The sequence below is a fragment of the Micromonospora sp. NPDC049257 genome (genome assembly GCF_040678915.1).
Lineage (GTDB): Bacteria > Actinomycetota > Actinomycetes > Mycobacteriales > Micromonosporaceae > Micromonospora > Micromonospora antibiotica.
The window spans coordinates 38504-62057 of sequence record NZ_JBFAQU010000018.1 but is presented as its reverse complement, the minus strand read 5'-3'; the positions used below and the strand labels follow the sequence as shown (position 1 = coordinate 62057).

The following is a 23554-nucleotide window of genomic DNA, read 5'->3' as shown; positions in this document are numbered from 1 at the left end:
CGAGCAGCGGTTCACCGAGGTGATCACGTTACCGGTGCCGGCCGCGCCGCCGTCGGACGAGACGGTCGCGGACGGCGACCCCACACCTGCCCGCCCGACATCACGTCATTGGGGGCAATAATTGCAGACATTCATATGCTTGTGATCATGAATGTCTATGTGACACCGTTCGTTGCCGTGACCGGGGGGTACGGCTCGTCGCAAATCCTATTGCCCACCGGTCGAGTCACCATCGGTCCACGGGCGCGATCCGCTGAACCACAGACCGCGCACCTCGGCCCGGCAGTCGCACCAGGATCGCCACACACATCGGGGAAATGGCCATGACCAATGCCGGGTGTCTGTTCATCGTCAGTGCTGGCCCCACGGGACGGATGACCGTCCGAGGATCCCTCGGCGTGACCGCGTCCATCGACGGAGTCTCGCAGGGCGGCGCACGCCCCGGTGGGTCCGATGGCTGAGGTACCGCCCACCGGCACCGACGTCCCCCCGGTGGGCGGCCCCGACGGTGACACCTACGAGGCCGAGTTCGGGTGCGGGCACCACTTCCGCCTGTTCGACCGACCGGGGACCTTCCACGTCAGCCGCGCCGGTATCGCCCTCGGCGACTACCTGGTCCGCAGCCTGCGCGGACGGGACATCACCGGCCGCATCCTGGAGATCGGCACCGGAAGTGGCGCGATCGCGCTGCTGCTACGCCACCTGGGCGCCACCTCGGTCACCGCCACCGACATCTCCGCCTCCGCCGTCGCCACCGCCCGACAGAACGAACTCGCCAATTTCGGTGTCCCGACCATCGACTTCTGGCACAGCGACCTCTTTCCGCCCGCCGTGGACGGGGAGCCGGCCCTGTTCGACCTCATCGTCTTCAACCCGCCCGGCTGGCGCACCCCGTCGGACAATCTCATCGCGGAACTCGACGAGAAGCACCATTCGCTCGGCCTGGAGGCGATGTTCTACGGCGACAGCGTCCTGCTGCGCTTTCTGCAACAACTGCCCGACCACCTGACCGCGAACGGACGCGCCATCATCGGGCTGAACTCGCTGATCGGCATCGCCGACATCTTCACCCGTTCCCGGTCGACGCATCCACCCCAGGACGGCAGCGTCATCCGGTCCCGGCTGCTCGAACGCATCGAGATCCCGCTGCTGTTCTACACCGACGAGTGGTTGCAGGTGAAGAACTCGCTGCTGGCCCAGTTCGAGAAAGGGCGGCAGGAGTACGCCGCCAGCTACGTGACGAAGGGCGACACCATCCACTGGTTCTACGAGATCACCGAGGTCACCGTGCAGGGGCAGCCGACGGCCCCGGTCCTGCCGGGGCGGGAGAACACCCGGCAGCCCGCCGGCCGGGCAGTCCGCGACCTGCCCGGCGGCAACCCGTGCCTGCTCCCGTACGCGGGTGGTCCGGCGCAGTTGGCCCCGGTCGCGCGGCACTCGGGTGAGCCCGAGCCACTGGTCAGCTAGCCATGACCGACCGCACCGGCCCGCACCGACACACGGCGTCGTGGTCGTGGTCGCGGGGCCACCTGCTGTGGGAGCCTGCGGTGGCGGACGTGCCGTGCGGCGGGGGCGACCGGCCGGGCCGGCCCCCACGTGCTGCGGGAACGGCCGGCCCGGGCGGCTCCGGCCGACCGTCGGCCGGCGGCAACCGGCGGCCCGGCGGTTGCCGTCGTCGGGCCCGGCCGCGGCAGCCGACCTCCCGGCAGCGATGACAGTCACCACTGGAGGCCCACATGGACCACGATCAGGTAGCCGGACGGCAGGCGCGGCCGGACGTCGCCGGCGGGGCACCGGTCGGCCGGCAACCCGACCGGGCAGCCGACCCCGGGCCGACCACCGGGCCGACGCCCACGCCGGACGACACGTCGGGGCTGCCCCCCGGCTACCGCCCCTGGCCGGCGCTGTGGGCGATGCTGGCGGGCATCTTCATGATCCTGCTGGACTCCACCATCGTCTCGGTGGCCGCCGACGCCATCTGGGTGGACCTCAAGACCGACCTCAACGCGGTCGTCTGGGTCACCAGCGGCTACCTGCTGGCCTACGTGGTGCCGCTGCTGCTGGCCGGCCAACTCGGTGACATGTTCGGCCCCAAGCGCCCGTACCTGCTCGGTCTGCTGCTGTTCACCGCCGCCTCGGTGTGGTGCGGGCTGTCACCCACCGCGGAGGTGTTGATCGCCGCGCGGGTGGTCCAGGGCCTCGGCGCGGCGCTGATGGCGCCGCAGACGATGGCCGTGATCACCCGCACCTTCCCCCGGCAGCAGCGCGGCACCGCCATGGCGGTGTGGGGTTCGGTGGCGGGGGTGGCGATCCTGGTCGGGCCGTTGGCGGGTGGCCTCCTCGTCGACGGGCTCGGCTGGCAGTGGGTGTTCTTCATCAACCTTCCGCTGGGCGTGGCCGCCTTCGTCGCCGCGACGGTGCTGGTGCCGACGCTGCCGGCCCACCGGCAGCGGGTCGACCACCCGGGCATCGCGTTGAGCGGGGTCGGGCTGTTCCTGGTGGCGTTCGGGCTCCAGCAGGGGCAACGGTACGACTGGGGGCTCGTGCGTGAGGTGGGTCCGGTGCCCATCACGGTGTGGAGCCTGATCGGCACCGGCGTCGCCACCCTGCTGCTGTTCGTGTGGTGGCAGACCCGGGCGGCCCACCCGCTGATGACGCTGGCGCTGTTCCGGGACCGCAACTTCGCCCTGTCCAACGTCGCCGTCGCCTGCATGGGTTTCTCGATCACCGGCATGGCCGTCCCGCTGATGCTGTTCGCGCAGAAGTCGATGGGCCTGAGCCCCACCGGGTCGGCGGCGCTCCTGATCCCCCTGGCCGTCCTCGCCGGGGCGCTGGCGCTGCCGGCGGGCAAGCTGGCCGACCGGGTGCACCCCCGCTACCTGACCGGGTTCGGTTTCGCCACCAACGCCGGCGCCCTCTTCTGGCTGGGTCTGGTGACCGGGGACGACACCCGGGTGGGCACCGTCCTGGCACCGCTCGCCCTGGTCGGTGTCGGCAACGCGTTCATCTGGGGGCCGCTGACGGCGACGGCCAACCGCAACATTCCGCTGCGGCTGGCCGGCGCCGGTTCCGGTGTCTACAACACCACCCGTCAGGTCGGTGCCGTGTTGGGCAGCGCCGCCGTCGGCGTACTCATGCAGCACCAGGTCGAGAGCAGGTTCGGGCAGTCCGGCGGCACGGTGTCGGCGGGGGCCGCCGCCCAGTCCACCGGGCCGCTGCCCGAGGTGCTGCGCGGATCATTCGCCGAGGCGATGGGCACGAGCATCTTCCTGCCGGCCGCCGCGTTGGTGCTCGGCTTCGTGGTGGTGCAGTTCTTCACCCACACCGAGCCGACTCACGATGCGTGAGCGGTGGCGGACCCGAACCACCGGGCCAGTTCGGCACGCAGTTCCTGCTGGTCGTCGCCGACCCACGCCACGTGTCCGTCCGGGCGCAGCAGCAGCGCGGGCACGTCCAGTTCCTCGCTGACGTCGTCGACCCGGTCGACCCGGTCCGCCCAGCCCGCCACCGAGAGCCCGCCGGTCTGATCCAGCAGCAGCCCCCGCCCCTGGTGCATCAGCCCGTAGAGGCGTCCCCGCTTCAGCCCCACGTCGCGCAGCCGCCGGCCGAGCAGGTCGTGGCCCGCACCGAGGTCGTACCGGACCGAGATCGCGGTGATCTTCTCGATCAGGTACCGGTTGACCTCCTCGAAGTCCATCAGCTCCGCCACCAGCTTCCGCACCGCCTGCGGGCCCGCCTCCAGCGCCATCAGCTCGGTCTGCGCGCGGGTGTTGTCCAGCACGTCCGCCGCCACCGGCCGGCGCTCGGCCTGGTACGTGTCCAGCAGCGCGTCGGGTGCCCAGCCGGCGACCTGTGCGGCCAGCTTCCAGCCCAGGTTGAACGCGTCCTGGATACCGAGGTTGAGCCCCTGTCCGCCCAGCGGCGGGTGCACGTGCGCCGCGTCGCCGGCCAGCAGCACCCGGTCGACCCGGTACCGGTCGGCCAGCCGGGTGGCGTCGCCGAAGCGGGACAGCCAGCGGGGCGAGTGCACCCCGAAGTCGGTGCCGGCGGTCGCCTGCAACTGCTGCCGGAAGTCCTCGATGGTCGGGGGGACCGCCCGGTCCTCGCTCACCCCTGCGGCGGGTACGACGACGCGGTACAGCCCCTCGCCGTCCCCGACCGGGCCGACCCCGAACCGCAGCTGCGTCCTGCGTACCCGGGTCATCACCGCGACGACCTCGTCGTGCGGCGCGGTCAGCTCCATCACGCCCAGCAGCGTCTCGTTCCGGGTGGGCTCACCGGGAAAGCCGACACCCAGCAGCTTGCGAACGGTGCTGCGACCGCCGTCGCAGCCGACGAGATAGCGGGTACGCAGGCGGGTGCCGTCGGCCAGCTCGGCGGTCACCGCGTCGGCGTCCTGGCTCAGCCCGACCAGTTCGGTGCCCCGCCGGATCTCGACGCCGACCCCGGTGGCGTGCTCGGTCAGCAGCCGCTCGGTGACCGGCTGCGGGATGCCGAGGATGTATCCGTGCGCGGTGTCCATCCGCGACGGCCACTCCTTGGCGATGCCGGCGAAGTAGCCGCCGACCTGGAACTGTTTGCCGTGGGCGAGGAACCGCTCCAGCAGGCCCCGCTGGTCGAGGACCTCGATGCTGCGTACGTGCATGCCGAGCGAGCGCACCACGCTTGTCGGTTCGGCGTCGCGCTCCAGCACCACCACCCGTACGTCGTGCAGCCGCAGCTCCGTGGCCAGCATCAGGCCGGTCGGTCCGCCGCCCACGACGATGACGTCGATCATGGAATCCCCGTTCGGTTGTTCGCGCCGCCCGCTGCGTCGATACCAGCACATGCTTCGCGAATCACAGATTTCGCCAGGTTCTGGCGTCGAGTGGAGATTCTGCACCAGCACCGGGGTCTTGCCACAAGCCCCAGGGTGCGATATACGTTAGAAGTGGCAGGGAGGCGTCTACTCCCTGCCTTTGCTTTTGCCCGCTCCCGGCCTTCGCCGACCCGACCCGCCGCCGCCTGCTCGACAGCCTTCGCCGGGAAGACGGTCAGACCCTGGGCCAACTCTGTGCCCAGCTGGCCATGACCCGGCAGTCGGTGACGCAGCACATCGGCGTGTTGCAGGAGGCCAACCTGGTCAACGCCGTCCGGCGAGGCCGGGAGAAGTGGCACTATCTCAACCCCGTCCCCATCCACGAATTGCCGCAACGCTGGATCGCCGCCTTCGAGGAACCTCGGCTGCGGGTGCTCGACGGGATCCGCCGGCAGGCAGAGGAGCCGCAGATGAACGTCGCCAGGCCCACGTTCGTTTACGTGACCTACATCCACGCCACCCCGGAACGGGTCTGGGAGGCGTTGACCGATGCGGACCTGACCGGCACCTACTGGGGCCACCGCAACGTCTCCGACTGGCGGCCCGGCTCCCGGTGGGAACACCAACGCACCGACGGCTCGGGCATCGCCGACGGCGGCGGCACGATCCTCGAAGCGACCCCGCCGACCCGGCTGGTGATGACCTTCGGCGACGTCGACGCCGAAGCCGGGCCGGACGCCTCCACGGTCACCTTCCTCATCGAACCGCACCGGGACATCGTCCGACTGACCGTCACGCACGTAAACCTGCCGTCCGACGACGACTTCGAGGCCGTCTCCGCCGGCTGGCCCGCGGTCATGGCCAACCTGAAGTCACTGCTCGAAACCGGCCGCGTGCTGCCCCAGGCGCCCTGGGAGATGCCCGCCGCCCAGCAGAACGGCCACGACGGCACAGAACGGACCGACTCGACGCGCCCCGACGCCGACCCTGCCGCCCGTAACGGATGAACCTGGACAACCCCGGGTACGCGGGCACCGGCAGAGCACCGACTGACCATGTCTGCGCTGGTGGGCCGGAGGTACCACCATGCGAACCACACCGCCACGATCGCCGGTGACCCGCTTCCACTCAGGTTTGCCGACCCAAGGGCGTCAGGCCGATGATCCTCGGGCGGCCACCGTCAGGACACCGCGAGCAATCGGAACTCGCAGCGGACGCCGCTGGCCTTGGCGAGCCGACCATCACCGGTCACGAGTGGGCAGGCCACCAGCTCCGCCGCCGCGACGTAAGCCGCGTCGTACGCCGTGACATTGCCCCGCAACTGCCACATCCGGTCGAGCAGCACAGCGATGGCAACCTCATCGATGACCAACGAGGGCAGGGTGTCGATCGCCTCCTGAGCCCGGGCAAGGCCCAGCTTCCCACCGAGAACCTTGCCTCTGATCACCGACATGACCTCAACCAGAAGATGGCTCGGTGCGGCCCAGTGCGGATCTCCGGTCAGCTCCGCCCGCGCCGCGTCGCCGACCGGCCCGTCGTCGACCAGGGCATCGGCCAGAACCGACGCATCCACGACGATCATGCCGCGCTTCCCCATGGTCCGCGCTGCTCCCGCTGGTCATTCAACTCGGCCGCGCTCTCCCCCGGTAGGGAGCGAGCACCGTCCGATCGGCCGGCGAAGCGATCAAGGGCTGCGGTGTTGCGCAGCCGCCGGGCCTGCGTTTCCACCAGATCCAGCAGGTACGCCTGGAGTGACTGCCCGCGCGCCTTGGCCTGTGCCGCCAGGGCGTCTCGTACTTCTTCCGGCACGTCCCGAATCTGGAGAGCAACCATGCATTCATTATGCATGCATCATCACCCGCTCGCCAGGAAAGGCTCGAAACTTCGATCAACCGGTTCGCATGACGACTGCGACATGGCCAAGAACCGCAGGTCAGAGAAGTCCGTGGGGCGGGCGGGGCTCGAACCCGCGACCGAGGGATTATGAGTCCCCTGCTCTAACCCGCTGAGCTACCGCCCCGATACCGCGCCGGATCGTAACCTGCCCGCCAGACCACCTGCCAGCACCCGAACCGGTAGGACGAGAAGTCACCGCCCGGTACGATGGGCAACGCGAGAATAACAGTCAGCAGTCGATCCGGACGCACCCGAACCGGTGTTGCGCGAGCCTGCGGATCAGCCCGCCGCGCGCAGTTCCGTGAGCACCGCCCCGGCCGTACGCCAGCCGCTGGCCAGAGCACCCTGGATGGACGGACTGTCCCGATGGTCACCGGCCACGAAGATCCCTCCGCCGAGCGCCACCGGCTTACGCAGCCGTCCCTGCGGCGGGGGTGCGGCGGGCAGGGCGTGCGGCACCGACACGGTGGTCAGGTGGTCCCAGTCCGCTGTGGAGCATCCGTAGAGCCGGTCCAGTTCGGCCCGGACCGTCGGCTCGGGCGGGGCGTCGGGGCCGACCACGGAGGTCGCCACGAGGTGCCGCCCGGCCGGGGCGTACGACGGGACGGCCCGGCTGACCACCACCGTGTTGGCGACGAGTTCCCGCCGGTCGCCGTCGACGAGCAGGATCGGTTCGTCGAGCGGCGCCTCGGGGGCGCTGTGGTAGTAGGTGGTGTAGCTGTGGGTGCGTACCCGGGGCAGGGTGGGCAGCAGCGTGGTCGCGGCCGGCGGGTCGGCGGCGACCACGACGGCGCGGCAGGCGATCTCACCGTCCGGGGTGCGGACCCGGCCGGGGGCGACCGAGGTGACCGGGGTGTCGCAGGTGATCAGGTCGGCGGGCAGCGGGGCGGCCACGGCCTGCGGCAGCGCGGCCATCCCCCGGGCGGGCAGGCCGATGCGGCCCCGGACGAAGGACCGCAGGATCATCGCCAGCACGCGGCTGGAGGTTTCCAGTTCCCGGTCGATGAGCACGCCGGACAGGAACGGCCGGATGAGCTCCTCGATGATGGTGTCGGACAGGCCGGCCCGGCGCAGCGCCGCCTCGCTGGTGGTCTCCGGCGCGGTCAGCAGCCGGTGCGCCGGCAGGGTGGCGCAACCGGTGGCGAGGGCGGCGAAGCGCAGCCGGTCGGCCAGCGAACCGATGCCGGCGAGCGCGGTGGCGGGTGCGCCGCCGGGTTCGCGCAGCGGGTGGACCAGCCGGTCGAGCCGGTCGCCGCGGCGAACCAGCACCCCGGAGGTGAACCACCCGAGGTCGAGGGTGCCCAGGTCGAGCAGGGTGCCGAGCCTCGGGTACGCGGTGTTGAGCACCTGGAAGCCCCGGTCGAGCAGGTAGCCGTCGACGGTGTCGGTGGCGACCCGGCCGCCGATCCGGTCGCCGGCCTCCAGCAGCCGCCAGGGCACCCCGGCCCGGTGCAGCCGGCGGGCGACCGCCAGCCCGGCGAGTCCACCGCCGACGATCACCACGTCCGTCTCAGCGGGCACGTTGCACCTCCGTGTCGTTGCGCGCCGACCGGGACAGCCGGCTCGGCCACCACACCTTCGGCCCGATGTCGTACGACAGTGCGGGCACCAGCAGCGAGCGGACCACGATGGTGTCCAGCAGTACCCCTACGGCCACCGCCACACCCAATTCGACCAGTACCACCAACGGGAGTACGGCCAGCGCGGAGAAGGTGGCGGCGAGCACGATGCCGGCGGAGGTGATCACCCCGCCGGTGACGGTCAGCCCGGCCAGCACCCCCGCCCGGGTGCCCCGACGGACCGACTCCTCGCGGACGCGGCTCATCAGGAAGATGTTGTAGTCGATGCCCAGGGCGACCAGGAAGACGAAGGCGAACAGCGGGAACGACGCGTCGACGCCGGGAAAGTCCAGCAGGTAGCGGAAGATCACCGCGCAGAGGCCGAGGGTGGCCAGGAACGACAGCACCACCGTCGCGATCAGCAGCACCGGCGCGACCAGGGCCCGCAGCAGCAGCGCCAGGATGACCGCGATCACCGCCAGGACGACCGGGATGATGACGTTGCGGTCCCGGGTGGACGCGTCGGAGGTGTCCACGTCGATCGCGGTGAACCCACCGACGACGGCGTCGGCGGCCGGCACCCGGTGCACCGCCTCACGCAGGTCGCGGATGGTCCGCTCGGCCGCATCGCTGTCCGGCGGGTCGGTGAGGGTCGCCTCCAGCTGCACCCGCCCGTCGACGACCAGGGGCGGGGCGTCCGGGTCCGGCGGACCGGTCTGGTCACGCCGGGTCACCGGGCGGACGGCGGCCACCCCGGGCACGCCCTGCGCGACCTGGGCGACCTGCCCGGCGCTCTGCTGGCGGGTGAAGATGGTCGCCGGGCTGCCGGTGCCGGCCGGGTAGTGCCGGGCGATCACCTCCTGCCCGGCGACCGAGTCGGTGCGGTCGGTGAACAGCTCCGACTGACCGAGGGTGGTCGCACCGAGCTGGGTGAGGCCGAGGGTGAGCAGGGCCAGCACCACGGCGGTGGTCAGCCAGACCACCCGGGCCCGCCGGGCGACGAAGCCGGCGATCCGGGCCCACAGCCCGTGTTCGGCCTGTGGGTCCGCCCGGTCCACCCTGGGGGTACGCGGCCAGAACGCCCGCCGGCCGCCGAGCACCAGCAGGGCGGGCAGGAACGTCAGCATCACCAGCAGGGTGGCGGCGATACCGATGGCGGCGACCGGGCCGAGCGCCCGGTTGGAGTTCAGGCTGGACAACAGCAGGCAGAGCAGACTGACGATGACGGTCGCGCCGGAGGCGGCGATGGCCGGGGCGGCACCCCGCCAGGCGGCGCGCATGGCGTCCCAGGGGCGCTCGTGCCGGTGCAGCTCCTCCCGGTAACGGGCGATCAGCAGCAATGCGTAGTCGGTGCCGGCGCCGAAGACGAGCACGGTGAGGATGCCCTGGGCCTGCCCGTTCAGCTTGATCACGTCGTTCTTGGCCAGGGAGTAGACGAAGACCGACGCCAACGCGTACGACATCCCTGCCGCCAGCAGCGGAAAGACCCAGAGCACCGGGCTGCGGTAGACGATCAGCAGGATGATCAGCACCACCACCAGGGTGACCAGCAGCAGTGGCCCGTCGATGGCGGAGAAGACCTCGATCAGGTCGGCGAGCAGACCGGCCGGGCCGGCGACGTCCACGGTGAGCCCGTCGCGGTCGCCCCCCGCGATGCTCCGCAGTTCGTCGACCACCTGGCCGATCCGCTCCCCCTCGGAGTCGTCGATCGGCACCACCACCTGCAGGGCCTGCCCGTCCTGGCTGGCGATCGGTGGGGGCAGCGGCCCGACGACCCCGTCGACCTGGGCGAACCGGGCACTGTCGGCGACCGCCCGCCGGGTGTCGGCGGGGGTGATGCCGGTGCTTCGGGCATAGACCACCAGGGCGGGGGTGGTCGGCTCCGCGACGAAACCGGCGGCCAGGTCCTGCGCCCGGGTCGCCTCGGCGTCGGCAGGCAGGAAGGAGGCGTTGTCGTTGGTCGCGACGTCGCCCAACTTTCCCGCGTACGGCCCGGCGATCCCACCGACGACCAGCCACGCCAGCACGACCGCCACGGCGATCAGCGTGGCCGCGCCCCGGCTCCGCCCACCGGCCATCCCCGGTCCACCCCTCAATCGACGCAACAATCGACGCAACAGGAGTCTAGGTCGACAGTTGTCATCCTGCCGTCCGAATACGCCGCCCGGGGCCGAAACCGCCCATCCACCTCGCGTCAGCCCTCACGCCACCTGCCGGCGCCGCCCCGAGTCGTACTCCCGGCCCCCTCACCGCCCCCGACCGGCGCACCCACCCTCCGCACCCGAGGATCGTGGAGACTTCTTGCTGCCCCGGCGACAACAAATCTCCACGGACGGACCCGGCGGCACCGGCGACAGCAGCCGGACACCGAGCGAGGCGAACGGAAGCGGGGCGGGCAGCAGAGCGGGGCGGGTAGCGGCGACGCGGGCAGCAGAGCGGCGCGGGCAGCAGAGCGGCGCGGGCAGCGGTGACGCGGGCAGGGGGGCAGCAGAGCGGTGGGCGAAAACAGCAGAGCGGAAGAGCGGGGCGGGTAGCGGTGGCGCGGGTGTGGCGATGACCGCGCGCGGGTCGCGGCGGCGGGGGCGGGCGCAGGGAAAAGCCCGTCGGCAGGTGCCGACGGGCTCGTGGTGGGGATTGTGCTCCCCCGTTTGGACTCGAACCAAAAACCTGCCGGTTAACAGCCGGCTGCTCTGCCAATTGAGCTACGGGGGACTGCCGTGTCGCAGTGAACCGGATCTCTCCGGCGCTCGGCGACGGCACAAGAGTACAGGACTTCGGGGGGGTTCGGTCCAGGGGGTTGCCGCTTTCGACCGCGTCGCCACGGGGTGGGACGATCAGCTCCAACAATAAGGACAAATCGCCATCCCCACCCAAGCAGGTATGACTGCGGAGCAGGATGGGTAGTTAGCTGTCGACCGAGAAATTGTGGGGCGCGACGATGGTCGTTCCCGACCGGCACCACCGGGCGGGAACGACGGGAGCGTCAGGTACGGAAGGAGCCGCCATGCGCGGAAAGATCATGTTTCTTGGCGGGCTGGCTGCGGGCTTCGTCCTGGGCGCCCGTGCCGGCCGGGAGAAGTACGAGGAGCTGGTGGTGCGGGGCCGCAAGGTGCTCGACCACCCGACCGTCCAGGAGGCGGCCGGGGTCGCGCAGGCCCAGGCCAACCGCCTCTACAGCGAGGGCAAGGACAAGCTCGGCCAGTCCAAGCTCGGCGAGAAGCTGCACACCGGCAACGGTGGCAAGCCGGAGCTGACCCCGGCGGACGACGCCTTCGCGGGCGCCCCCGCCACCGTCGGCGCCAAGTCGGGCGTCAGCCCGACCAGCTCGTCGGTGACCACCCCGAAGCCCAAGGCGCCGGGCACCGGCACCAACGGCAGCACCCTCTGATCGTCCGTACGTCGTTCGGGCCGGTCGCCACGTGGCGACCGGCCCGAAGTACGTCTCAGTCCTTGCCGCTGCTGAACGCCGCGTCGAACGCCGCCGTCGGGGCGTCGAAGGCGAGCCGGCGGACGAACTCCAGCGCCTCCGGCGCACCGACCAGCCGGTCCATCCCGGCGTCCTCCCACTCCACGGAGATCGGCCCGGTGTAGCCGATCGCGTTCAACGCCCGGAAGCAGTCCTCCCAGGGGACGTCACCGTGGCCGGTGGAGACGAAGTCCCAGCCGCGCCGCAGGTCGGCCCAGGGCAGGTGGGAGGCGAGCCGGCCCCGCCGACCGTCCCCGGTGCGTACCTTCGCGTCTTTGCAGTCGACGTGGTAGATCCGGTCGGCGAAGTCGAAGATGAAGTTCACCGGGTCCAGCTCCTGCCACACGAAGTGCGACGGGTCCCAGTTGAGGCCGAACGCGGGCCGGTGGTCGATCGCCTCCAGGGTCCGCTTGGTGGTGTAGTAGTCGTACGCGATCTCGCTGGGGTGCACCTCGTGGGCGAACCGCACCCCCACCTCGTCGAAGACGTCGAGGATCGGGTTCCAACGGTCGGCGAAGTCCTGGTAGCCGCGTTCGATCATGGCCGGCGGCACCGGCGGGAACATCGCCAGGGTGTGCCAGATGGACGATCCGGTGAAGCCGACCACCGTGTCCACCCCGAGCTTCGCCGCCGCGCGGGCGGTGTCCTTGATCTCCTCGGCGGCCCGCTGGCGTACCCCCTCGGGTTCACCGTCGCCCCAGATCCGGGCGGGCAGGATGTCCTGGTGCCGCTCGTCGATCGGGTGGTCGCAGACGGCCTGGCCCACCAGGTGGTTGGAGATCGTGAAGACCTTCAGGTTGTGCTTGGCCAGCGTCTCCCGCTTGCGCTCGACGTACGAGTCGTCGGCGAGCGCCTTGTCGACCTCGAAGTGGTCGCCCCAGCAGGCGATCTCCAGTCCGTCGTAGCCCCATTCGGAGGCGAGCCGACATACCTCCTCGAACGGCAGGTCGGCCCACTGGCCGGTGAAGAGCGTGATCGGTCGCGCCATCGTCTGTCTCTCCCCTGTTGTGGTGGGGATTCCTGGGCGGGACCGGGGCGAGGGTGACCGGGCCGGGCCGGTACGTCGGCGGCCGTGCCGGATCACCGGTGGGTGCACGTGCACCTGGGCCCAACGGGTTGCGCCTCCCGTCGGGTCACCGGCCACCCGCAGGTCGCCGCCCACCACTCTAAGCCCACCCCACCCCCCACGAAACCCCTCTCCCCCACCCACCAGCCCCCGCTCCCCCACCCGCCTCAGCCCGCCCACTCGCCCACTCGCCCACTCGCCCACTCGCCCACTCGCCCACGACGATCAAGAGGTTTGCGTCACGACGGGCGACCCGCGTGACGCAAACCTCTTGATCACCGATGCGAACCCACGGACGGGAGCCGGGGGCGGAGTGGGTGGGTGGGGTTACTGGGGGAGGGTCCACTTCTGGTTGGGGGCGGAGGAACTGCACGTCCAGAGCAGGACCACGGTGTTGTCGGCGGAGTTGTTGCCGGAGACGTCCAGGCACTTGCCCGAGGCGGGGTTACGCAGGGTGCCGTCGGACTGCGACGACCAGACCTGCGGGCTGCCACCGGTGCAGGTCCAGAGCTGGATCTTCGTGCCGTTGGCGGTGCCGCCGCCCGAGACGTCCAGGCACTTGCCCAGCGCCTTGATCGGGCCGTTCGGGGTCACCGTCCAGGTCTGGCGGGCGCTGCCGTTGCAGGTGAAGATCTGGATCTGGGTGCCGTCGGCGGTGGCGCCGTTGCGCACGTCCAGGCACTTGCCGCCCAGGCCCTTGATCGGGCCGGTGCCGTTGGTCGGCGTGGTGCCGCCCAGCTCCTTGATCCGGATGTTGCGGAACGAGGCGTCGTCACCGGTGCCGTGGTTCTGGATGCCGATGTGGCCGGCGAGCGAGCGCACCGGGTTGGTGTTGGTGAAGTCGTTGATCTTCGCTCCGTTGAGGAAGACCTGGAGCCGCTCCCCCTCGACCAGCAGCTCGTAGGTGTTCCACTCCCCCGGCGGGTTCAGCGCCGCGTCCCGGGCTGCCTGGTCGGCGGCCTGGAACGAGTAGACCGAGCCGGTGGTCCGGTCGACGGTGTCGGTGGCGTCGATCTGCACCTCGTAGCCGTTGTCCATCGCCGAGTTCGGGTCGCTCGACGGCGGGAAACCGATCAGGACGCCGGAGTTGTCGTCCCCGTCCACCTTCCAGTCCAGCTTGAGCGAGTAGTTGGTGAACTGCTTCGCGCTGTACCAGAGCATGCCCAGCCCGCCGACGGAGCTGAGGGTGGCGTTGGAGTTGGTGAAGCTGCCCGGCCCGGCCTGCGACCAGCCGTTGGTGGAGCCGTTGTAGAGGGCGGTGTAACCGGTCTCGGGCCGGCAGTCGGCCTTCGTCCGGCCGGCCGCGTACCGGATGCCGCCGAGCAGGTGGGCCCGGAACGCCGGCTCGGAGTACGCCGACTGGTTGTGCCCGGCGCCGGTGTAGAACGACCGGCCGCCGTTGTACGTCTTGCACCACACGTGCGGGTGGTCGGCCCCCATCCCACCCCCCGAGTACGACGACTCGTCGAGGTTGGCCAGCACGTGCGCGGTGGAGCGGGCGTTGGTGCGGAAGTTGTACCACTCGTCGGTGCGCTGCCAGGTCGGGCCGAGGTGGGCGGTGGCCGCGTGCGCGCGGTCCTCCACCCGTACGGTGGCCTGCTGGATGGCCGGGTGGGAGGCGAACCACGCCCCGACCAGGTTGCCGTAGAACGGCCAGTCGTACTCGGTGTCGGCGGCGGAGTGCACGCCCATGTACCCGCCACCGGCGGCGATGTACGACTCGAAGGCGCTCTGCTGGCTGGCGTTGAGCACGTCGCCTGTGGTGTTGAGGAAGATCACCGCCTCGAACCGGGCGAGGTTGGCGCTGGTGAACTGGCCACCGTCCTCGGTGGCGGTGACGGTGAAGTTGTTGGCCGCGCCCAGGTCACGGATGGCCTGGGTGCCGACCGCGATGGAGTCGTGCCGGAAGCCGGCGGTCTTGGAGAAGACCAGCACGTCGTAGGCGACGTCGGCGGCCGACGCGGGGGTGGCCGGGGCGGTGCAGGCGAGGGCGGCGAGGACGGCGGTGGCCGCGCCGAGGATGGGCCGGAAAAGTCTCATGTCGTGCTCCAGTACGCCGGGGGCGCGGGACCGGACACTGCCGGTCCCGCGCCCGTCAGGTCAGGGCAGGGTCCACTTCTGGTTTGCGGCGGCGCTACAGGTCCACAGCAGGACCACGGTGCTGTCGGCCGAGGTGTTGCCGGAGACGTCCAGGCACTTGCCCGAGGCGGGGTTGCGCAGGGTCCCGTCGGTCTGCGCCGACCAGACCTGCGGGCTGCCGCCGGTGCAGGTCCACAGCTGGATCTTGGTGCCGTTGGCGGTGCCGCCGCCGTTGACGTCCAGGCACTTGCCCAGCGCCTTGATCGGGCCGTTCGGGGTGACCGTCCAGGTCTGCCCGGCCCCACCGTTGCAGGTGAAGATCTGCACCTGGGTGCCGTCGGCGGTGGCCGCGTTACGCACGTCCAGGCACTTGCCGCCCAGGCCCTTGATCGGCCCGGTGCCGTTGGTCGGCGGCGGGACGGTGCCGGTGTTGAGGGTGAACGCGTCCAGGTCGTAGAGCAGCCCGGTGCCACCGGCGAAGGTCAGGTAGAGCGTGGTGGTGCCGGTGGGTGCGCCGGACACCGTGCCGGTGACCGTGGTGAAGGTGTCCCAGCCGCCGGTGACCGGCACGGTGGCCTGCCCGAGCACGGTGCCGGTGGCCGAGCCGGCGCGGATCTGGAGGGTGCCGCCGGCACCGGCCGAGGAGACCCGGGCGGTGAACGAGGTGACGTTGCCGATCTGGTACGGGGAGAACCCGATCCAGTCCCCGTTCTCGATGTTGCCGACGGTCTTGCCGCCCTCGGCGGGGGTCTTGTCGAAGGTGGCGACGCCGGACGAGGTCTTGAAGTGCTCGGCCTGCCGGTGCCGGGGCTGGAGGGTGTGCTGGGTGTGCGTGGTGAGCCCACCGGCGTCGGTGTACTCGGCGTCGAAGATCGCGAAGATGTTCGCCGCGTCGTCGTGCTCGCCGTCGACCGGGATGGTGATCGTGCCGGAGCAGCCGTCGACCGAGGAGATCTGGTGACCGTGCTGGTCGTGGCCGAGCACGTAGGTCATCTTGACCTTGGTGCAGTCGACCGTGCCGTCCTCGGGGTCGGTGACGGTGATGCTGAACGGCACCGTGTCACCGAAGGAGAACAGCGAGCCGTCGACCGGGCCGTTGATGGTGACCGTCGGGGCGGTGTTGCCGACGCTGACCGTCACGCTGTTCGTGCCGGTCGCCCCCTGCGGGTCCCGCACGGTGAGCGTCGCGGTGTACGAGCCGTCCGCGGTGTACGTCTTCGTCGGGTTGGCCGCCGTGGAGGTGGTGCCGTCACCGAACGCCCACGAGTAGGTCAACGCCCCGCCCTCGGGGTCGGCGGAACCGGCCGAGGAGAAGTTCACGGTCAGCGGCGCGGGTCCGGAGGTCCGGTCGGCGCTCGCCCGGGCGGCCGGCGCCCGGTTGCCGACGCCGACGTAGTCGAAGCGGTACAGGGCCGAGTTGGCGTCACCGTTGTAGTAGCCGGTGCCGTAGTCGAGCAGGTAGTACGCCCCGTCGGGGCCGAACGCGGAGTCCATCACCTGCTTGCCCACCCAGGGGAAGCTGTCGATGGTGCCGGGCGACCCGTCGGAGTTGACGTGGATCGGCTTGACCCAGCCCCGGCCGAACTCGGTGGCGAAGAACTGCCCGTCGAAGGTCTGCGGGAACTTCGTCGCCGAGGGGTTGTTCGGGTCGTACCGGTAGACCGGGCCGGCCGCCGGGGATTCGGAGCCGCCGCCGAACGCGGCCGGGCTGCCGGCGTCGCCGCCGTACCGGATCCAGGAGGGCTTGGCCGGCGGGAGGGTGGTCAGGCCCGTGTTGCGGAACGAGTTGTTGGTCGGCCCGCCGGTGCAGTTGTACTTGGGGCCGGTGGAGTTGGTGGCGAAGTTCCACTCGTTGTACGTCTCGGACGTGGTGTTGGTGCCGGTGCAGTACGGCCAGCCGTAGTTGCCCGGGCCGGTGACCCGGTTGAACTCGACCTGGCCGGAGGGGCCCCGGTTGGCGTTGGTGCTGCCGGCGTCCGGCCCGTAGTCGCCGACGTAGACGACGCCGGTGGCCTTGTCGACGCTGATCCGGAACGGGTTGCGGAAGCCCATCGCGTAGATCTCGGGGCGGGTCTTCGCGGTGCCCGGGGGGAACAGGTTCCCACTCGGGATCGAGTACGTCCCGTCGGCGTTCATCTTGATCCGCAGGAGCTTGCCCCGCAGGTCGTTGGTGTTGCCGGCACCGCGCTGGGAGTCGTACGCCGGGTTGCGGTTGGTCCGCTCGTCCAGCGGCGAGTAGCCGGCGGAGTCGAAGGGGTTGCTGTCGTCGCCGGTGGACAGGTAGAGGTTCCCGGCGGCGTCGAAGTCCATGTCGCTGCCGACGTGGCAGCAGATGCCCCGGTCGGTCGCCACGTCCAGCACGTCGACCTTGCTGGTCTGGTTGATGGTGAAGTCGCTGTTGAGGGTGAACCGGGAGAGCCGGTTGACGCCCTGCCAGGCGGACCAGTTGCTGCCGGTGGCGGGCGCGTCGCCGCCGGGGGTGGACAGCGGCGGCGCGTAGTAGAGGTAGATGAACCGGTTGGTGGCGAAGTTCGGGTCGACCCCGAGGCTCTGCAACCCCTCCTCGTCGTGGGTGTAGACGGGGATGGTGCCGATCACCCGGGTCACGCCGGCGGAGTCGGTGCGCCGCACGGTGCCGTTGCGGGCGGTGTGCAGCACGGACCGGTCCGGCAGCACGGCCAGCGACATGGGCTCGCCCATCTCGTTGACGCCCCGGGCCAGCTCGACCTGCTGGAAGTCGCTGGCGTTGATGGTGTGCGCGGCGGCCGGGGCGGCCGGGCCGGTGGTGGCGGCGACCGTACCGGCGGTGACGGCCAGCAGCAGTGCTGCTGCGGAGGGTAGCCACCGTCGGGAACGGTGACCGGTGTAGTCCTTTGTGGACATTGGAGGGCTGTCCCTTCCTGACGGATCACGGCCAGGGCGGGACGCGTGCCGCCGCGCCGGATGCCGGGGTGGTGGGGTGGAGTGGTGGGGTGTGGCAGGGCAGGCCGGGCGGCCGGGGGTGCCCCGGTCGGCCGGTCAGAACCCTCGGCCGGGGCGCGAACCGCCGGCGGAAGGTCGCTCGTCGAGGGGTTACCGCGCCGCCGGTTCACCTTGACGAAACATGCCCGTGATGCCACAAACATTAATGGTGACCTATGTCAATGTCCATACCCTCTGCCCACCGGTGTGGGTTTTCATCAGATGAAGCCCGTCCACCGGTCGGGCATCCCCTGTCCCGCGCCGAGCAGCGGCGGGCCGGTCGACCCGTGGGTCACCGAACGGTGACGAGCAGTTCCACCCCGGGTAGCCCCGACCTGCCGCAGCCCGGCGGCACCGGCCGGCAGTCGGGGACGACCCGGCCGTACGGGAATCCACATTCATCTGATGAAAGACCGGGCGGCTGCCGGTCGGAGCACCGCCCACCGCGCCGGACCCACAGCCCGGACCGTCGGAGCGGCCCGGCTCAGTGCTGCCGGTGCACGGCCTGGTCGGCCAGGCCCGCCAGGGCGGCACGGGCCGGCTCCGCCAGCGGCACCTGGGCCAGCGCGACCCGGGCGGCGTCGGCCCGGACCCGGATCAGCCGCTCGATCTTCTCCCGCGCGCCGGTCGCCTCGATGATGGCCCGCAGGTCGGCGGCCCCCGCCGCGTCCAGCTCAGGGTTGCCGAACAACTCCCGCAGCCGGGCGGCCTGCGCCCGGTCGGCGGCGTCGCGGGCCATCGCCATCATCACCGTCGGCTTACCCTCCCGCAGGTCGTCCAGGATCGACTTCCCGGTCACCGCCGGATCACCGAAGACACCCAGCACGTCGTCGCGGAGCTGGAAGGCGTCCCCCAGCGGGTCACCGAAGTCGACGAGCGCGGCGACCAGCTCCGCCGGGGCCCCGGCCAACGCCGCACCGATCTGCAACGGCCGGGTCACCGTGTAGCGGGCCGCCTTCATCCGGATCACGGTGAGCGCGCTGGCCACCGAGCCGTCCCCGACCCCGGAGACCAGATCCAGGTACTCCCCCGCGATCACCTCGGTACGCATCCGGGCGAAGACCCGGTACCCCTGCCAGATCTGCGCGGAGGTCATCCCGCACTCGTGGAACATCTGATCCGACCAGGCCGCGCAGAGGTCCCCGCAGAGCAGGGCGGTGTTGCGGCCGTAGGTCTCCGGGTCGCCCCGCCACGCCGAACGGGTGTGCAGCTCGGCGAAGACCCGGTGCACCGACGGCGCACCCCGACGGTGGTCACTGCCGTCGAGGATGTCGTCGTGGATCAGCGCGAACGCGTGGAACAGCTCCAACGCCGCCGCGGCCACCACGATCGGGCGGTCGTCCGCTCCCCCGGCACCCCGCCAACCCCAGTAGCAGAACAGCGGACGCAGCCGCTTCCCGCCGGCCAGCACGAACCGGTGCAGGGCGGTGAAGATGCCCCGTGGGGCACCGTCCGGCCAGTCCGGGCCCTGCCGGTCGAGAAAGGCCACCAGCTCGGCGTCGAAGCGGGTCCGCAGCTCACTGGCGTCGGTCGGGGCGGCGGTGAGGGTCACCGCCGGTCCCCCGTGCCCGGCGGGCCGGTCGGGGCCGTCGACGCCCCGTCGGCACCCGCTCCCAGCCCGGCGAGGTCCAGCAGCAGCGCCTTGACCTCCGTCGCGGCGAAGGAGTCCCGGGCCAGCGACGGGTCGGAACAGAGCAGCACCGGGCCGTCCGCCGGGTCGGCCGGCAACCGGCCGTGCGAACCCCGGACCGCCCGCGCCCCCGCGTCCAGACCCACCACGCTCATCAGGTAACGCATGCCGAGCTTCTTGCGGGCCAGCGCCACCCCCGCCCGCCGCTTCGCCGCACCCGGCGCGGCCGGGTCGAAGAACAGCTCCGCCGGGTCGTACCCGGGCTTGCGGTGGATCTCCACGTTCCGGGCGAAATCCGGGGCACGGGCGTCGTCGAGCCAGTAGTAGTAGGTGAACCAGGAGTCCGGCTCGGCCACCAGCACCAGTTCACCGGCCCGCTCGTGGTCCAGACCGGCCGCCGCCTTGCCCTCGGCGTCGAGCACCTCGGCCACCCCGGGCAGCCCGGCGCAGAGCTTCGCCACCGCCGCCACGTCCGCCGGGTCCTTCACGTAGACGTGGGCTATCTGGTGGTCGGCGACGGCGAACGCCCGGGACGTCCACGGGTCCAGGTACTCCATGCCGTCCTGGGTGTAGACCCGCAGCAGCCCCTCGGCGCGCAGCAGCCGGTTGACGTCCACCGGGCGGGAGACGTCGGTGATGCCGTACTCCGACAGTGCCACCACCGTCGCGTCGGCGGCCCGTGCGGCGTCCAGCAGCGGCGCGAGCACCGCGTCCAGCTCCGCCGCCGCGGCGGCGGCCCGCGGCGAGGACGGCCCGAAGCGTTGCAGGTCGTAGTCGAGGTGCGGGACGTAGACCAGGGTCAGGTCGGGGGCCTGGTCGGCGAGGATCCGCTCAGCCGCCTGACAGATCCAGCGGGACGAGGGCAGCCCCGCCCCCGGCCCCCAGTAGGTGAACAGCGGGAAGGTGCCCAGCGCGGCGGTGAGCGTGTCGTGCAGCTCCGGCGGGTCGGTCCAGCAGTCCGGTTCCTTGCGCCCGTCGGCGTAGTAGATCGGGCGGGGGGTGACCGTCCAGTCGACGTCCGCGCCCATCGCGTACCACCAGCAGACGTTGGCCACCGTGTAGCCGGGCTCGACCCGGCGGGCCGCCTGCCACACCTTCTCCCCGCCGACCAGCGCGTGGTGCTGCCGCCACAGCAGCACCTCACCGAGGTCACGGAAGTACCAGCCGTTGCCGACGATGCCGTGCCCGGACGGCTGCTCACCGGTCAGCAGGGTGGCCTGCGCCGAGCAGGTGACCGCCGGCAGCACGGTACCCAGTTCGGCGGAGAACCCCTGCTCGGCGACGGCACGCAACCGGGGCATGTGGGCCAGCAGCCGGGGGGTCAGCCCGACCACGTCCAGCACCATCAGCCGGCGGCTCATGCCGACATCCCGCTGCGCCCGGCACGGCGGTGGCACCGCACGGTGCCCGGTCGGTGACGCTCGCTCATCGTCGTACCCCCAGGGTCGTCGGGACGGCTCGCTCGGCCGGGGTGAGGCCGAGGGTGACCAGTTCGTCGCGGGCGAAGGCCAGCTCGGCGGCGATCCCGAGGGCCAGCTCCGCATCGGTGCGGGGACGCCGCGCCGCCGGCAGCACCCCCCACGTGTACGTCTCGACGTCCAGGTGGTCGCAGCCGGCCGTCGGGCCGGCGAGCAGCGCGGCCAGCGCGGTGCGCAGCACCGGCAGGGTGGAGGTCAGCGGCGGCTCGGGCGGGGCGTGCAACGGCACGTGGTAGTGCACCCGCCACGCCCCGGGCAGCCGCGCGGCCAGCGCCTCATCCAGGTCGTCGGCCGCGTACCCCGGGTCGGCCGGGTCGGCGGCGTGGGCGCAGCCGGCGGTGCGGGTCTGGTGCAGGAACCTCGGCTCCACCCAGCGGCCCAGCGCCTCGGCGTCGGCGACCGGGTCGGCCGACTCCAGCGCGGCGGAGACCTGCACCTTGACCACCGGCAGCCCGGCGGAACGCAGCCGGGCCAGCGCTTCGACGGGCTCCTCCCAGGCGCAGGCGAGGTGGGCCAGGTCGAGACAGATCCCGAGGCGTTGCGGGTCGAGGTCGGCCAGCAGCGCGGCGGCCTGCCCGCTGCTCTCCACCACGCACCCCGGTTCCGGTTCGAAACCGACCCGCACCGGGCGGCCGGTGTCGCGTTCCACCTCGGCCAGGCCGGCGGTGAGCGCGTCGAGCCGGCGGCGGGCCGCCCCGGCGTGCGTCGGGTCCCAGGGCTGCCGCCAAGCCAGCGGCAGGGTGGAGATCGATCCCCTGGCGGCGTCGTCGGGGAGCAGGTCGGCCAGCACCCGGGCCAGGTCCAGGGTGTAGCGCAGCCGCTGCCCGGTGGTCCAGTCCGGGTGGTAGACCGCGCCCTTGACCACCGGGGCCTGGAAGGCCGCGTACGGGAAGCCGTTGAGGGTGACCACCTCCAGCCCCCGGTGGGTCAGTTCGGCGCGCAGCCGGCGACGGGCGGCCGGGTCGGCGGCCAGCTCGGCGGCGACGGGGGCGGCCAGCCACAGCCCCAGGCCGAGCAGGTCCGAGCCGAGCGCCTCGCGCACCGGCAGGGCGTACGTGTCGAGTTGGGCGAGGATGCCGGCGGTGTCCTCGGCGGGGTGCACGTTGGTGCAGTAGCCGAGGTGGACGGTGCTGCCGTCGGCGTGCCGCAGCCGCATCAGTCGCCGCCGCGCAGGATGGAGTTGCCCTCGAAGGTGCCGGTGGACGTGGTGTCCAGGTCGGTCAGGTCGAGCCGGCCGGACTGCCCGTAGAACTCCACCGGGTTGCGCCAGAGCACCAGGTCGACGTCGTCGTCGGTGAACCCGGCGGCCAGCATCGCCTCACCGGTGGCCCGGGTCAGCAGCGGGTCGGAGCGGCCCCAGTCGGCGGCCGAGTTGACCAGCATCCGCTCGGTGCCGTACGTGCGCAGCAGCTCCACCATCCGCGGCGGCGACATCTTGGTGTCCGGGTAGATGGAGAAACCGAGCCAGCAGCCGCTGTCGCGGGCCAGCTTCACGGTCACCTCGTTGAGGTGGTCCAGCGCCACCCGGCCCGGCGCGATGCCGCTCTCGGCGACCACCGCGAGGCTGCGTTCGACGCCGCGCGCCTTGTCCCGGTGCGGGGTGTGCACCAGGGCCGGCAGGTCGTGGTCGACGGCCAGGGCGAGCTGGGTGGCGAACGCCTCGTCCTCGGCCGGGGTCATGTCGTCGTAGCCGATCTCGCCGACCGCGACCACGGCGTCCTTCTCCAGGTAGCGGGGCAGCAGGTCGAGCACCGGGCGGCAGCGCGGGTCGTTGGCCTCCTTGGGGTTCAGCGCCACGGTGGCGTGGTGCCGGACGCCGAACTGGCCGGCCCGGAACGGCTCCCAGCCGATCAGCGAGTCGAAGTAGTCGGCGAAGGAGGCGGCGCTGGTGCGCGGCTGCCCCAGCCAGAAGGCCGGCTCGACCACGGCACGGACCCCGGCGGCGGCCATCCGCTCGTAGTCGTCGGTGGTCCGCGACGTCATGTGGATGTGCGGGTCGAAGATGCGCATTCACGCCTCCCTGATAGTGAGCCGGTCGAGCAGTGCGGTGGCGTCGGCGGGGAGCTGCCGACCGGCGGCGTGCCGTTCCGCCGCGAGCGCGGCGAGCATGGTGGCCAGTTCCCCGTCGGCCCGGTCGTCGAGGTCGGCGACGACGGCCAGCGGCACCCCGATGAAGACGCACTTGAGCACCGCCTGCCGCCAGGCGTCCGCCGCCAGGTGCCGGGCGTACGGGCCGAGCGCGGCGGCGACCAGCCGGGTGTCGTTGGTGCGGATCGCGTCGTGCAGCAGCGGCACCCCGGCGTCGCCGATCGGCAGCAGCGGCAGGGCCTTGAGTACGGCCCGCTTCTCGGCGGCGTCGCCGTACCGGTAGACCTCCTCGGCCTGCGCGGCGGCCTGGTCGGCGGGGAGCGCGGCCAGCAGCAGCGCCCGCGCCGCCTCGTCGGCGGTCCAGCCGGGGGCGCCGGGCAGGTCGTGCCGGCCGCACCGCCGGGCGGCGGCGGGAAAGTACCGTCCGACCGCGCCGGGCTCGGCCGCGACGCGGCGCAGTGCGGTCTCCAGCCAGTCGGGATCGGGTGCGCCCTCCAGCGCGGCCCGCAGTCGATCCGGTGTCATCCGTCTCC

Annotated in this window: 17 protein-coding genes and 2 tRNA genes; 4 read left to right on the top strand and 15 right to left on the bottom strand. The window is 71.7% G+C overall.

Annotated features, from left to right (window positions below):
* Nucleotides 1-453: 453 nt before the first annotated feature.
* Together AB0K25_RS23350 and AB0K25_RS23345 are read left to right on the top strand one after the other, a co-directional pair.
* Nucleotides 454-1467, top strand: a complete 1014-nt coding sequence (locus AB0K25_RS23350) for a class I SAM-dependent methyltransferase (RefSeq protein ID WP_219464211.1) — start codon at nucleotides 454-456, stop codon at nucleotides 1465-1467.
* Nucleotides 1468-1736: 269 nt separating this feature from the next.
* Nucleotides 1737-3347, top strand: a complete 1611-nt coding sequence (locus tag AB0K25_RS23345) for a DHA2 family efflux MFS transporter permease subunit (RefSeq protein WP_219464212.1) — start codon at nucleotides 1737-1739, stop codon at nucleotides 3345-3347.
* Here AB0K25_RS23345 and rox read toward each other — a convergent pair.
* Nucleotides 3335-4777 (bottom strand): rifampin monooxygenase, encoded by a 1443-nt coding sequence (rox, locus tag AB0K25_RS23340; RefSeq protein WP_357535606.1) that lies wholly within the window; start codon nucleotides 4775-4777, stop codon nucleotides 3335-3337. The two genes, AB0K25_RS23345 and rox, sit on opposite strands and share 13 nt — an antisense overlap.
* A 140-nt stretch (nucleotides 4778-4917) precedes the next feature.
* Between rox and AB0K25_RS23335 the strand changes: the two genes are divergently transcribed.
* Nucleotides 4918-5805, top strand: coding sequence for an SRPBCC domain-containing protein (locus AB0K25_RS23335; protein WP_363822702.1), 888 nt, complete (start codon nucleotides 4918-4920; stop codon nucleotides 5803-5805).
* A gap of 173 nt (nucleotides 5806-5978) precedes the next feature.
* Here AB0K25_RS23335 and AB0K25_RS23330 read toward each other — a convergent pair whose 3' ends face one another.
* The 6 genes from AB0K25_RS23330 to AB0K25_RS23305 form a co-directional block, all read right to left on the bottom strand.
* The gene (locus AB0K25_RS23330) at nucleotides 5979-6395 is read right to left on the bottom strand and encodes a type II toxin-antitoxin system VapC family toxin (RefSeq protein WP_219464215.1); all 417 of its coding nucleotides are present in this window, start codon (nucleotides 6393-6395) and stop codon (nucleotides 5979-5981) included.
* Nucleotides 6377-6631 (bottom strand): hypothetical protein, encoded by a 255-nt coding sequence (locus AB0K25_RS23325; RefSeq protein ID WP_092381133.1) that lies wholly within the window; start codon nucleotides 6629-6631, stop codon nucleotides 6377-6379. The genes AB0K25_RS23330 and AB0K25_RS23325 overlap by 19 nt, the downstream gene beginning before the upstream one ends.
* 113 nt (nucleotides 6632-6744) lie before the next feature.
* A tRNA-Ile gene (locus AB0K25_RS23320) sits at nucleotides 6745-6818 on the bottom strand.
* Nucleotides 6819-6973: 155 nt separating this feature from the next.
* Nucleotides 6974-8215 (bottom strand): NAD(P)/FAD-dependent oxidoreductase, encoded by a 1242-nt coding sequence (locus AB0K25_RS23315; protein WP_219464216.1) that lies wholly within the window; start codon nucleotides 8213-8215, stop codon nucleotides 6974-6976.
* Nucleotides 8205-10331: an MMPL family transporter gene (locus tag AB0K25_RS23310; protein ID WP_357535609.1), complete on the bottom strand. Its 2127-nt coding sequence runs from the start codon at nucleotides 10329-10331 to the stop codon at nucleotides 8205-8207. The genes AB0K25_RS23315 and AB0K25_RS23310 overlap by 11 nt, the downstream gene beginning before the upstream one ends.
* A 561-nt stretch (nucleotides 10332-10892) precedes the next feature.
* Nucleotides 10893-10965, bottom strand: a tRNA-Asn gene (locus AB0K25_RS23305).
* A gap of 292 nt (nucleotides 10966-11257) precedes the next feature.
* Between AB0K25_RS23305 and AB0K25_RS23300 the strand changes: the two genes are divergently transcribed.
* Nucleotides 11258-11641, top strand: a complete 384-nt coding sequence (locus AB0K25_RS23300) for a hypothetical protein (RefSeq protein ID WP_219464218.1) — start codon at nucleotides 11258-11260, stop codon at nucleotides 11639-11641.
* A gap of 55 nt (nucleotides 11642-11696) precedes the next feature.
* On the opposite strand, the gene AB0K25_RS23295 is transcribed toward AB0K25_RS23300, so the two are convergent.
* The 8 genes from AB0K25_RS23295 to AB0K25_RS23260 all read right to left on the bottom strand — a co-directional run bounded on the left by AB0K25_RS23295 (nucleotide 11697) and on the right by AB0K25_RS23260 (nucleotide 23546).
* Complete coding sequence (locus AB0K25_RS23295) at nucleotides 11697-12707, bottom strand: sugar phosphate isomerase/epimerase family protein (protein WP_208568840.1); 1011 nt, start codon at nucleotides 12705-12707, stop codon at nucleotides 11697-11699.
* A gap of 405 nt (nucleotides 12708-13112) precedes the next feature.
* Nucleotides 13113-14825: a ThuA domain-containing protein gene (locus tag AB0K25_RS23290; RefSeq protein WP_219464219.1), complete on the bottom strand. Its 1713-nt coding sequence runs from the start codon at nucleotides 14823-14825 to the stop codon at nucleotides 13113-13115.
* A 60-nt stretch (nucleotides 14826-14885) separates the two neighbouring features.
* A complete protein-coding gene (locus AB0K25_RS23285) occupies nucleotides 14886-17747 on the bottom strand; it encodes a carbohydrate-binding protein (RefSeq protein WP_363822629.1) in 2862 nt (953 codons plus the stop codon).
* 562 nt (nucleotides 17748-18309) lie between these two features.
* On the bottom strand, nucleotides 18310-19377 hold the full coding sequence (locus AB0K25_RS23280) for a polyprenyl synthetase family protein (protein ID WP_208568837.1): 1068 nt from the start codon (nucleotides 19375-19377) through the stop codon (nucleotides 18310-18312).
* A complete protein-coding gene (locus AB0K25_RS23275) occupies nucleotides 19374-20816 on the bottom strand; it encodes a nucleotide pyrophosphatase/phosphodiesterase family protein (protein ID WP_363822626.1) in 1443 nt (480 codons plus the stop codon). The genes AB0K25_RS23280 and AB0K25_RS23275 overlap by 4 nt, the downstream gene beginning before the upstream one ends.
* Before the next feature lie 64 nt (nucleotides 20817-20880).
* Nucleotides 20881-22089, bottom strand: coding sequence for a metabolite traffic protein EboE (gene eboE, locus AB0K25_RS23270; RefSeq protein ID WP_219464223.1), 1209 nt, complete (start codon nucleotides 22087-22089; stop codon nucleotides 20881-20883).
* Nucleotides 22089-22943, bottom strand: a complete 855-nt coding sequence (locus AB0K25_RS23265; protein WP_219464224.1) for a TatD family hydrolase — start codon at nucleotides 22941-22943, stop codon at nucleotides 22089-22091. The genes eboE and AB0K25_RS23265 overlap by 1 nt, the downstream gene beginning before the upstream one ends.
* Nucleotides 22944-23546, bottom strand: a complete 603-nt coding sequence (locus AB0K25_RS23260) for an EboA domain-containing protein (protein ID WP_194821097.1) — start codon at nucleotides 23544-23546, stop codon at nucleotides 22944-22946.
* Nucleotides 23547-23554: the final 8 nt, after the last annotated feature.

Bases quoted from the DNA above. Each gene is read 5' to 3' on its own strand.
- AB0K25_RS23325 (WP_092381133.1), bottom strand. From the start codon at position 6,631: ATGGTTGCTCTCCAGATTCGGGACGTGCCGGAAGAAGTACGAGACGCC.
- rox (WP_357535606.1), bottom strand. From the start codon at position 4,777: ATGATCGACGTCATCGTCGTGGGCGGCGGACCGACCGGCCTGATGCTG.
- AB0K25_RS23265 (WP_219464224.1), bottom strand. From the start codon at position 22,943: ATGCGCATCTTCGACCCGCACATCCACATGACGTCGCGGACCACCGAC.
- AB0K25_RS23275 (WP_363822626.1), bottom strand. From the start codon at position 20,816: ATGAGCCGCCGGCTGATGGTGCTGGACGTGGTCGGGCTGACCCCCCGG.
- AB0K25_RS23260 (WP_194821097.1), bottom strand. From the start codon at position 23,546: ATGACACCGGATCGACTGCGGGCCGCGCTGGAGGGCGCACCCGATCCC.
- AB0K25_RS23350 (WP_219464211.1), top strand. From the start codon at position 454: ATGGCTGAGGTACCGCCCACCGGCACCGACGTCCCCCCGGTGGGCGGC.
- AB0K25_RS23290 (WP_219464219.1), bottom strand. From the start codon at position 14,825: ATGAGACTTTTCCGGCCCATCCTCGGCGCGGCCACCGCCGTCCTCGCC.
- AB0K25_RS23345 (WP_219464212.1), top strand. From the start codon at position 1,737: ATGGACCACGATCAGGTAGCCGGACGGCAGGCGCGGCCGGACGTCGCC.
- AB0K25_RS23300 (WP_219464218.1), top strand. From the start codon at position 11,258: ATGCGCGGAAAGATCATGTTTCTTGGCGGGCTGGCTGCGGGCTTCGTC.
- eboE (WP_219464223.1), bottom strand. From the start codon at position 22,089: ATGCGGCTGCGGCACGCCGACGGCAGCACCGTCCACCTCGGCTACTGC.
- AB0K25_RS23285 (WP_363822629.1), bottom strand. From the start codon at position 17,747: ATGTCCACAAAGGACTACACCGGTCACCGTTCCCGACGGTGGCTACCC.
- AB0K25_RS23295 (WP_208568840.1), bottom strand. From the start codon at position 12,707: ATGGCGCGACCGATCACGCTCTTCACCGGCCAGTGGGCCGACCTGCCG.
- AB0K25_RS23310 (WP_357535609.1), bottom strand. From the start codon at position 10,331: ATGGCCGGTGGGCGGAGCCGGGGCGCGGCCACGCTGATCGCCGTGGCG.
- AB0K25_RS23330 (WP_219464215.1), bottom strand. From the start codon at position 6,395: ATGGGGAAGCGCGGCATGATCGTCGTGGATGCGTCGGTTCTGGCCGAT.